This window comes from Collinsella sp. AF14-35, from assembly GCF_003464565.1.
GTDB lineage: Bacteria > Actinomycetota > Coriobacteriia > Coriobacteriales > Coriobacteriaceae > Collinsella.
Genome location: NZ_QRZD01000005.1, coordinates 1 through 11,473 on the forward strand (window position 1 = coordinate 1; position 11,473 = coordinate 11,473).

10 protein-coding genes are annotated in these 11,473 nt (G+C 45.3%); all 10 read right to left on the reverse strand.

Features of this window, described 5'->3' with window-relative positions; genetic code table 11:
* Positions 1-74 precede the first annotated feature (74 nt).
* Positions 75-305, reverse strand: a complete 231-nt coding sequence (locus DWW12_RS02655) for a DUF6718 family protein (protein ID WP_199570640.1) — start codon at positions 303-305, stop codon at positions 75-77.
* Positions 286-897 carry a hypothetical protein gene (locus tag DWW12_RS02660; RefSeq protein WP_199570642.1) on the reverse strand — a complete coding sequence of 204 codons (612 nt, stop codon included), beginning with the start codon at positions 895-897 and terminating at the stop codon, positions 286-288. The genes DWW12_RS02655 and DWW12_RS02660 overlap by 20 nt, the downstream gene beginning before the upstream one ends.
* A 24-nt stretch (positions 898-921) precedes the next feature.
* Positions 922-1,821, reverse strand: coding sequence for a glucose-1-phosphate thymidylyltransferase RfbA (rfbA, locus tag DWW12_RS02665; RefSeq protein ID WP_117854860.1), 900 nt, complete (start codon positions 1,819-1,821; stop codon positions 922-924).
* 223 nt (positions 1,822-2,044) lie between these two features.
* Positions 2,045-4,402: a glycosyltransferase family 2 protein gene (locus DWW12_RS02670; protein WP_117854862.1), complete on the reverse strand. Its 2,358-nt coding sequence runs from the start codon at positions 4,400-4,402 to the stop codon at positions 2,045-2,047.
* 131 nt (positions 4,403-4,533) lie between these two features.
* Positions 4,534-6,087, reverse strand: a complete 1,554-nt coding sequence (locus DWW12_RS02675) for a DUF2142 domain-containing protein (RefSeq protein ID WP_158564356.1) — start codon at positions 6,085-6,087, stop codon at positions 4,534-4,536.
* A gap of 17 nt (positions 6,088-6,104) precedes the next feature.
* The gene (locus DWW12_RS02680; RefSeq protein ID WP_117854937.1) at positions 6,105-6,443 is read right to left on the reverse strand and encodes a DUF2304 domain-containing protein; all 339 of its coding nucleotides are present in this window, start codon (positions 6,441-6,443) and stop codon (positions 6,105-6,107) included.
* A 5-nt stretch (positions 6,444-6,448) separates the two neighbouring features.
* Positions 6,449-7,144: a glycosyltransferase family 2 protein gene (locus DWW12_RS02685; RefSeq protein WP_117854865.1), complete on the reverse strand. Its 696-nt coding sequence runs from the start codon at positions 7,142-7,144 to the stop codon at positions 6,449-6,451.
* A 121-nt stretch (positions 7,145-7,265) separates the two neighbouring features.
* On the reverse strand, positions 7,266-8,360 hold the full coding sequence (locus DWW12_RS02690) for a glycosyltransferase family 4 protein (protein ID WP_199570644.1): 1,095 nt from the start codon (positions 8,358-8,360) through the stop codon (positions 7,266-7,268).
* A 59-nt stretch (positions 8,361-8,419) separates the two neighbouring features.
* Entirely contained in the window at positions 8,420-9,700 is a 1,281-nt protein-coding gene (locus DWW12_RS09725) for a lipopolysaccharide biosynthesis protein (RefSeq protein WP_147345456.1), read from the reverse strand.
* A gap of 83 nt (positions 9,701-9,783) precedes the next feature.
* Positions 9,784-11,473, reverse strand: a 1,690-nt coding sequence (locus tag DWW12_RS02700) for a hypothetical protein (protein ID WP_199570646.1), incomplete at its 5' end; no start/stop codon positions are given.

An 11,473-nucleotide genomic window follows, 5' to 3' on the forward strand; every position in this document is an offset into this window, starting at 1 on the left:
CTGCCGATGAAGCCGCAGCCGCCCGTGACGATGATGTTCTTGGGTTCAAAAATCTCAGACATTATTCTCCTTATTTACGCAGCTTGCTGCTCAAGGCGCGCCACAAGCTGCTCTTCGGAATGGACAAACTCAAACGGTTCGTACTCGCCATATGCGGAGGGACGACTGATGGTAACGAGCTGAAGGTCAGAGGTGCCAAAACGACCCTGCACCCTTCGCATCATCTCAATAAGCTCCTTGCCTGGCTTAACGGCCATCACCAGCGAACCTTGCTTAGAAAACCACTTAGCAACCAGATAGCGCATCAGCCAACTCCCCTCTGAACTCAGCTTCATCATGAATCAAACCGGCCTCGTAACGCATTCGCAAGAAGGCACCGATCGACGAATCAACGGTCTTCTTATACAAATACTTGTGAAGCCAGTTATTTAACTGCCTATCAAAGAAGGTATTGTACTGAAGCTCTATCGGATAACAGCGAGCTTCACGCACATAATAGAGATGAACGCCACGATAACCGTCGTCTATGGCTTTTCCAGCAGATAGATTAACAACTTTAAAATCAGAACCGCTTAACGCAAGAACGGATTCATAAGAATCAACAATGGATCGAAAGCCGAGCAAGTCATTAAAGACCTTACGCACTTGATGATCGGGCCAATAACGGTCCAGCTTAAGCTTGATAGACTGAAGAGATTTAATTCGACTGTCTATAGGCAAGTCAACCAATGCCGATTGGCCTTGATACCACTCATTAGCTTTAAAGAGCTCAGCAAGCAGAAGGTCCCGATCAAAATAATGCAGGTTCTTCTTAAGCGATATCCCCAGCTCGCTTTTATAAGAAAGGGATGAGAGCAGCTCGACGGAGAGGCCATCGCGCTCCAGAATATCGGTCATCACTCATCCCCTTTCACCAGGCAATTAGTACTCGCGCGGGCTGTTGACGATCTCGCCGGCGGCGACCTTCTTGAGGTGCTGCCCGTATACCGACTTACCGTAGGCCTCGGCGGCCTCCTTGAGCCCCTCGGTGGTGATCCAGCCGTTCTCCCAGGCGATCTCCTCGGGCACGGACACGGGCAGGTCCTGGGAGTGCTCCACGGCGCGGACGAACTCCGCCGCCTCGTGCAGGCTCTCCATGGTGCCGGTGTCCAGCCACGCGTAGCCGCGACCGAGGGTGACGACGGACAGCGTCCCCTCCTCCAGGTACATCTGGTTGAGCGTCGTGATCTCCAGCTCGCCGCGGGCCGACGGCTTCACCTCATGCGCCTTGGCGGCCACGTCGCCCGGGTAGAAGTACAGGCCGGTGACGGCGTAGGAGCTCTTGGGCTCGGCGGGCTTCTCCTCGATGGAGACGGCCCTCCCCTCGCCGTCGAACTCCACGACGCCGAAGCGCTCGGGGTCGTCCACGTGGTAGCCGAAGACCGTGGCGCGGCCCGACTCGGCGTTCTGGACGGCGCGCGTCAGGTGGCGCGACAGGCCGTTGCCGTAGAAGATGTTGTCGCCGAGCACCAGCGCGCACGGCTCGCCGGCGATGAACTCCTCGCCGATGGTGAACGCCTGCGCAAGGCCGTCCGGCGAGGGCTGCTCGGCGTAGGAGAGGTTCACGCCGTAGCGCGAGCCGTCCCCGAGCAGGCGCTCGAAGTTGGGGAGGTCGGTCGGCGTGGAGATGACCAGGATGTCGCGGATGCCCGCCAGCATGAGGGTGCTAAGCGGGTAGTAGATCATGGGCTTGTCGTAGACCGGCAGCAGCTGCTTGGAGGTCACGAGCGTGAGCGGGTACAGGCGGGTGCCGGACCCGCCGGCGAGGATGATGCCTTTCATAGCTGATAAGCCTTCCAAAACATAGTTTTAATTCAATTCCATTCTAAGATGAATGGAATTGAAAAGCTTGAACTATGTACAAGAACCATGAACCGAATGAGCGCATACACGATTGAATTTACAGAGTGCCCATGAGATCAAGTATTGCCTGACTTCGTCATTAAACAGTGGCCAATCCGCACTAGGTTGCATACGTACGGATTGGCCCATCAGACAAAGCAAGCTAACGCGTGCTCATGGGGCAATGATAGGGATCACCATTTACATAATAATCGGCCCATGCAGTCCGCAATTTACCCTGCTCGCGCATAAAACGAGCCTTCTTTGCACCGGTTTCATACCCACGGCTAAACGACTCATAGTGGTAAAGAAGCGCGTCGGCATCGAACACGACCAATCGATCAAGAGAGCGAACCCTTAGGCAGTAATCGACATCATTAAAGGCCACTTCAAAACTCTCATTAAAACCGTCCAGCTGATCGAACATAGAGCGTTTCGTCATCATACAGGCAGCAGTAACAGCGGAAAGATCCTGAGAGATTACAGCTCGGCGCATATAGCCAGGATCGTCACGGTCAATATTATTGAAAACGTGAATGGGGCCGCCCATTTCGTTCTCGCTGTTGCAATAAATCATTAGAACGCCAGCATGCTGAACGGTGTTATCAGGATAAAGAAGCTTTGCGCCAACAGCACCCACATCATCGCGCTGGCAGAAACCAAGCATTGAAGAAAGCCAGTTCGGCTCAATAACTTCAGTATCATTATTCAAGAACAAAAGGTACTCGCCTTTGGTCATACCGACACCGTAGTTATTAATAGCAGAATAATTAAAGGGCCCTTCCCAGGTTACAACTCGAACATTTTCAAAAGCGGCGCAAACGCTGTCGTAATACTCGAACGTCTCTTTTTCGACACTATTATTTTCGATAATAAGGATCTCGTAGTTCGAATAAGATGTTTTGCCTTCAATTGATTCAATACATCTACGGAGAACTTCAACGCTGTCCTTGTTAGGGATAACAATACTTACAAGAGGTTCATCATTAATAGCGTAAGAAACATGATAAAAGCAGGGAGTATCGGTCAGCTCTGCCGAGGCATTTAGCCCGCATCTATCCAAATGCTCTTGCAAGGCACGCCGACCAGCCTCGTCGGCATAATTTTTGTTGCCAGCGCTCTTAGCAGTGGAAGAATCGCTGATGCGCCAATGGTAGAGAACCTCGCGAACATGGAAAAAGCTATGGGTTCTCTCGGAAAGACGAAGAAGGAAATCATAGTCTTGTGCCCCATCGAAAGCTTTACGAAGCATTAGCTCTTTAACCAGCGTGGAACGAACGCAAAGCAAATGAGTGATGTAATTGTGCACGCGCAGCAGGTCAAGATTGAAATCACATTTGTAGTGAGGATCAACATAATCGCCCGCCTCATTGAGGAAGTCTTCGTCGCAATACAAAGCATCCGTATCAAAATGAGCCGAGATCTGTTCTGCATATCTATATAAAGCAAATCGATCAAGGGTGTCATCGTGATCGAAGAACACAATGTAGTCGCCGGAAGCAGCCTCAATACCCCCGTTTGTATTCTCAGCAATTCCCTTGTTTTCAGTTAAGGTAACAACCTTAATTCTTGAATCCGACAGCCTAACAAGCTCGGCAGAAAGTGCAGCATTATTTGGGCTAGCGTTTACAAGAATTAACTCCCAATTTTCATAAACCTGCTCCTCAACCGAATTAACCATATCCCAGAAAAAAGAGACAGGGGTATTAAAGAGGGGGACAATGATGCTGAATTTCACACCTTTTTGAATCGTGGGGACATCTTGAGAACGGAGGAAAGAAAGCGAACGCTTCCTCATTCTCGCTAGATGAACATAGGTATCAATATAGGCGGATTTATAGAATGCAGGAGACCTTGAATCCAGCATATATTTAACTGCAGCTGGGTCCAAAGATAGAAAACCGGAACCCTGCAGATCATCCCCAGATGCAACCAAGCAGAATGTTTTATCACCCTTAGGAATCCTGAGAGAAAAGGACGACTCGTAACGGTAAAAGCCGTGATACTTAATTTGTGAAGGTTTGCCCAAATATACGGGATAGTTTTCGAGGACTTCAGAATCACCATCGGTAACATAGACACGTTTTAAAGAATCGATCTTAGGGGAACATATAACACCCTTGAGAATAATTTCATTCTTCTCGAAGGCCTCAACTGCGACATTACAACGAATATGAATTTTTCCAAAATAAGAATCGGATTCAATATTGCGAAAGCGAGAAGTGGAGGAAGGATTGATTTTGTAATTAAGACGAGAAATCCATTTAATTGCACCGAAGGAAAGAGAGGTATCGAATTTATCCGCTCCGGCTACAGAAATCCTAAGACCCTTACACGATAGGAGCGGCACTGCGATAGCAGCGATTTCGACATCCTGATGATAGTGAAGCGAAAAAGGGACAGACGCCCCTGCATCAGTCGCCACATTAACAGAAACAAATTCTTTGTCGCTTTGCTTTAGCTTGAACGGGATATATGCCGCGCCAAAACCACGGCATATTCCCCTATAGTAAATTCCCATTATCAGACCATCCCCTAAAAGTAAAATGCGCCATTATCCTTACCCACCTGATTAGTATCCTGGTAAAGAAGTTAAATACCAAAGTGAAATCAATTGGAGATATCTACAAGACAATAAAGCGCGCTGAAAGACTAAAGTGTAGCAATGGATACCAAGCGCACAATATATAGAATGCCGGTCAGGACTTCCACCTGAAATAACTTATGAATAAAAGAACCCTTAAATTCAGTATTGGAAAAACGAAGAGCCGAGAGAACAAATGGAACAATCGGTAAAAAGTAACGTCCTTGAACACCCATAACAACATTTTCAGTATCAAAAGTACAGCATAGCCACATCGAAAGAATTGCTCCAAATGCCGAGATGAGTGAGGCAACAATAAAACAGCACCTTACGGGGAGGTTAAGTTCGGGGAAATCATTCTCGTCTTTGATGCAGCAAAAAAAGGCAAGGAACAGATATACGACCATTAAATAAATCGGCATCGCTAGATTGGTCTGCAGCCAACCCAGCTCATAGCCAAACATCGTTTCCCAGTAATAATCTAGGCCATTAACCAAAGTCCGTATAAGCATAACGAAAGAAGTAAACGGATGGCTCAAGATCCCAGCCATGGAATAGAAATGACCAACTTCAGCTCCTCGTACATCAAATGTAGCAGAAGCAGATGCGAAAGAAGCAATAGAGGAAAGGCTGAAAATACCGATAGAAACAAAGGGCAATAACAGGATCAGCACCTTTGAGATAAACGCTGCTCGTCTATCAGAAAATTTCTTATTCGGTATAAATATAAATAGAAATAAGACAGTGCAATAAATGGATTTACAGGGCGCAAAGAAAAATGCTAAGATCGCAAATCCAATAACTTCCTTATAAGTAATCTCATTCTCTCCACACGCGAAAGCGCGCATAAGCAGCGAAAACACAAGCAAGGATAAGCCAATGATTCCTGCATCATAAGAATAGGAAGAGGCAAGGTGCAACGTCATTGGAAGAAAAGCAATGAACAAAATGATATGTTTGAAATAAGGAGTCAGCTTATATGAGACAACCACAAGAGCGAAGAAGGCAAAAGCAGAAAACAACCGACCAAGATAGAAGGTCGGAACTGCATCAAAGTTGAAAGCAATACCCGCAGCAAGCCCTAACATCGAGGGAATTTTGCAAATAAAATTACAATTGCCAATTGTAAACTCATAACCACCAACAATCTTCTCAGCTGACCCATTAGCGAAAAGACCAAAACACGAAGCCAAGCTGCTATAAGAATGATTGCCAATATTCTTAGAAGACTCCCCGAATAAATCAATTAAATCATGATCAATGGCCCTGATGGGAAATTCTCCCCCAGCAAAGGATGCCTTTCCCTTAAAACAGTCTAGCAACCAATAAGACGAGAGATAGTGATACACCTCATCGGGAACGCCAAAGGGAGGAAAGAAGAAAGCGAAAAAAATAAGAGCAAGCGCTAAAGAGCCAAAAATATAGGGCGTCTTGTAACGGAAATCGGATTTAACACAAAACAGATAATAAGTAAGAACGCTATAAATAACAGAAATAGCGCCAATCAATAACGTGATTTTACGTGGATTACTATAAAAATAAAAAAAGCAGTAGAGAGAGAAAAACACCCCAAGCAGCACCAAAGAGAAGTATTTTTGGCTTTCACACCTGATTGCCTTCAAAATAGCAGCCTTTCACCTTATTGATCGCTTTTATCCTGTCCAAGGGCTATCGATTGAACAAGAGAGTTAAGACGCTCTTCTTGTTTTGCCAAGCGAAGCGAATTAGAAAAATCACGAAGCACTAGAACGAAAATAACAAATAGAAAAACAAAATTCGATGCACTCATAAATCCAAAACACCGAGAAATTAACTCAGTAAAGTCGGGAAATATGGCCATTAAAACAAAGCACAGACAGAAAACTAGCCAAAAAAAGCAGTCAAGTGCCTGCATCTGTGACCTTCTAAGCTTTGAAACAATAAACAGAAGAACAAGGACTGCGAAGAAAATCAAGAAGATGCGAAGCGTTACGGACATAAAAATCACCTGAACCTCTGCACAAATAAAAGTGAGACGACTACCCTTACCATATACTGCACCGATTTGACGGGATTAAGATAGCTCTCACCGCCCTGGCGCTCACGCATGGACACCTGAACCTCAGAGACTGAATAACCGCGCTTAATCAGCAATGCGATTGTTTCTGGTTCCGGATTTAAGCTCTTATCAGAACAAAACTCCTCTAGAACAGGCTTGGAAAACAACCTGAAACCCGATGTTGGATCAGTAATACGCTGTCCACACATCAGTTTAATGAGAAATGAAATCAGTCTCGATCCAGCCATACGCATCGAGGTATCTTTTTTTTCAGTTATAAATCTCGAACCAATAACGATATCGCTATTAGTTTTATGGGCTTCATCAACCAGAACGGAAAGATACTCAGGTCTATGCTGACCATCAGCATCAAATTGAATTAAATAGTCATAACCGTTATCAACGGCATATCGAACTGCAGTCTGAAATCCGACGGTAAGTCCGCAGTTAATTGGCATAGTAATAACTTTGCAATTTAATCTTTTTAAGATGGATCCGGTATCATCAGTCGAGCCATCATTAATGACAACAAAGTCGTACTGAGGCGCTTTCGAACGCAATTCGGCAATTGTGCCTTCAATACACTCCTCTTCGTTATAAGCGGGAATTGCAATAAGAACCTTGCAACCAATAGAAGCCATCATCATTCCTTAAATGAAACTAATCAAAGCCAAACATATTTTAGAAAGTCGTTAGAAACTAATATCCTATAAAGGATGCGGTCCCTCATATCCATAATAATTGAATATTGAACACCCACCCTTAACGATTCACATTCATGGCGTTTTCCGCCTGCTGCGCGGTTTTCGAGAATGAGAAATCGCTAACAGCTCGCTCCCAAATATTTTTGGACTGGATTTGGAGCAGCTTACGATTTGAATCTAAATATTTAAGACGCTCTACTATCTCATCAGCATCTCCAGATTCCATTATTGATCCGTAACTATCATTCAAAATAAGCTCAGACGCGCCACCAACATCTGTTGTCAAAGAGGGACATCCGCATGCAGACGCCTCAAGAAGTGTAGTGCAAAAACCCTCAGAACGAGACGGCAAGCAAAGCAAATCAGAGTCCAAGAAAAGTGCGGCCATGTCGTTTCGATCCAGCCTACCGACATAAATGAAATTGGAAGAGCGGGCCTTCTCGACTTCAGCTTTCATAGGCCCATCACCTGCAATAACGAAAACAACATTCTGCTCGATGAGTTCCTCATTTGAAGAAGCTTCGATAATCTGAGCGATGCCCTTTTCTGGAATCAATCGACCAGCAACAGCCACCAAAAGACAGTCAGACGTCAACTGAAACTCTTCCCTAAAACTTCTACCGGAACTCGAAGATGAAAATGCGGTAGCATCAATTGAATTTGAGATTACGCCCTTGGCTTCAATTCTAAAATTGCGAAGCCATTCACAGCTTTTTTCCGAAATACCATAATAATCGGGAGAAAACCCCTTACCGATAAAAGTAATAAAGTGCTCGTAAGCTTTAGCAGCCAAATTTAATATTGGACTACCGAAACTCAGATATGCAGATCCATGATCAAGTACGACAGGCTTGATTCTCCTGGACTTAGAATAAATTAAGCCAACAATGGACAGAAAGTAAAATCGCGTATTGATTAGAACGCCATCGATCTCGGTGCTGCCGAGTTTTTCCTTAAGCAGACTATGGGACTTAATAAATGAATTAAGACAAAACCTTCCATCCAAAAAGGATATACAAGGGACTCGAATTATAGTGACTCCATGTTCATCGACGCTCGAATCCGAAAGTCCAGGCAATTTGTTGGTCACGATATAGACTTTATTACCCTCAGCGCATAATTCATGCGCGAGGTTTTCGGTAAATATCTCCACTCCTCCCAAGTGAGGGAGGTAACAGGCGCTGAAAATCAAATAATTGCTGTGCACTTACTTTACTTCCCCGTTGTTGTCGAATTTCTCGTTAGTCGCTTGATCGTATTTGCGAGAGATATACAAAGCGCAATTGACCCGATGATAAAGGATATGATTATTGCTATGCTTACGCCATTGGGCCCGCACAAAGATACAAACCAAATAGTAAGTGGTCCAACGATCAGCAGTGGAATCAAATTACAAATCAGACTTGCCCACATATTCCTAAAAACAATCGACAAGTCTGTTAGATATCCAATCAACGCGGTGGACACCGCACTTACTAGAGCCAAATACAGCAAGTCTGTATAGCCGCTAATTGAAGAGCCAAACACCGAACGCAGAAACCAGTCACCAAAAAGGGAGGAAAAAACAAGGCTTACTCCTGTAATAAACAGAAAGCAGGCAACACTTACTACAAACGATTTCCGTATCTTTTTATAATCACCGTTATGCAGATATGCCGCATAATCACCCAAGAGAGGCGCGTACACAAATGAAGCTCCCGCTTGCACGATAACGGCTGGGGTACAAACGGACGCATAGATTCCCAATATTTCAGATCCAGACATATAGTCGAGTAGTTGTCTGGATACTGTTGTTACAGCGGAACAGCAGACGACACCAATGGCCGACGGCAAACACTCAACAAATAAGTTACGCCAACGAGAGGCAGAAAATGCAAAATGAAATTCGCCAGCATTGCAAACAGAAAAGGCGCCGTACCAATCCAACAATAGAATTGGGACGTTAACCAGAATCATAAATAGAAATGAAACATTTAGACTCTTCAAAAAAGCAAAGCTGAGAATAAATACAAGGAGTGATAATACGCCGCGCATGAACATCGAAATCCCGCATAGATCCATTCTGCGGGATTTTTGATCAATCCCGTGCAGCACATCAATAAATACTTCGAATGATTTATAAACACAGTAAAGAAAAACCGAAAAAGCTGTAGGAAGGCTACATGTAAAGATGGCATATAAGAGAACAAAAGCAAGTCCCATTGCCATTGAAATCAATCTAAAGCAGATGTATTCAGAAGCAGAATACTCGCAAGTCAGATCTGATACTTGATAAGAACGAATTTTAAACAAGCCAACTTGGGCATATATATTTGCAATGGACATGCAGATCGCCAATACGCCAGCATCGCTATATCCATTCGATAACCTTGCGGCAAATACGGTAATCAGCCACTGACATCCAAGAAACACCAGGGAGCCCAAAGCGTTCCACACAATGTTTTCGCGTGTCGTAAGATCTTTTGTTTTGAAATTATTGAAAAACATCGACATCTATAAGAACAGCCATTTCTTCTGAAAGAACACAGGGGCGCACGAGCAATATCGGAAATAGGAATGCACGCACGCTCACATGTCTATTTGATCAGGACGACAGATCGCCTGACCTCTCCCTTATTAGCGTTATTAAAGCATGGACCAATTAGATTACCAGGCAATATCTGATGCCACATCTTGTTCTCATAAGGAGTATCACCCCAGAAAAAGCCAATATGGCAATCAATTGAACCATCCGTCTTAAAGAAAATGATATCCCCCTTTTGAGCATATCCGCTATTAAGCATATCTTGGACAGTTCGGAACTCATACATTTTGCAACCGGAATCGCAGGCATACCCATACCATCGCCAAGCGTTAATGTAGCCGCCACCACCAGGGCCACCAGCCCATGGAGAATGGGAATTAATCCAACCTATCGAAGAGACATTTCCACCGACAGCAGCGTAAGCATGGGCAACAAAGCCTGTGCAATTCATGCCGGTAAAACCATCCCATCTTGGGCTTCCGTTGGGGTAAAGACAGGTATCGTATGAAAAGCCACTCGAATACCTAGTTCCCAAATAATAAGAGTCATATTGATGGGACATAAGCCATGTCACCAAACTAATCCTGCTGACGCCAAGCACAGTGGAACTGCCAATGGGGTTGTAGTAAATCTGAGTCGACTTAGTATGAACCGTGCCGTCAGGATAAGTTACATCACAGTAAAGATCATAATAACCCGAGTTTAAGCCCAGCTCAGACGGGTTGAAATGCGCATTATTTTCGGTAGAGCCGTTCTTCAGTACCCCCCAACTGCTCCAATCAGGTTTTGCCCAAACGAATTTAAATTGAAATTGTCCGGATTTCTCCGCATCAAGGGTGCCCAGATCTGCGCGCACACCCCATGAAAGATTGCCGTCAGTAGAAACTGCAGCAACCCCAGAAAAACCCCAGACACCAATATGCACGCTACGGGAAGTCACCTTACCGTCTGATCCGCTTACATCACAATAAATGTCATATTCACCGGGGCTATCAGGAGTCCAAGACAGAGCAGGGTTTGATCCGCTCTGAGCTACGCCCCATTTTGACCAGTTATTTTTACTCCAAACAAACTTATATGATAGAAATCCTGTAACTCCGTCGCAGTTTGCTCGGATCGACACCTTCTCGCCAGGCTTAATCAAGGCGTCAGAAGTAGACAGCAAAGTATAAGTCCATTGTTCAGGCGCGAAATGACAATTAGCGCTACACGTAAGAGTTTGACCAGTATTTGTATCAACTACATCAACATAAATGGATACATCACCCGTATTTTTCACGGACCAGTCTAAAGAGGACTTTCCTTTACCTGAATCAATAACACCCCATTCCTTCCAAGAATTTTTCATCCATACATATTTATAAAAGATTCCTTGGTTTTTGCGAATGTTCAGGTTCGGTGTAATCACAACTGAATCACCAGCGGTTGCTACGCCATTAGGAGACTCAATGGATATCGAGTTGAAATTTTCCAGATTATTCTCCACGTGCACCGGGAACTTGCGGGTGGTAACCCTACCGTTCGAGTCGACGGCGTCAACCCAGATATTCACGTCGCCGGTGACCTCGGGGACCCACGAGCACGAGGCTGACGAGTCGCTCTTGCGGATCGTGCCCCAGCGGGCCCAGCCGCCCTGCTCCCAGACGAACTTGTAGGCGAGGGAACCGGAATTGCCGGACACGGACAGGCCGAGCTTGCACTCGTCGCCGAGGAGGGGCGCGCCGCCGTCGGACGCCTCGGCG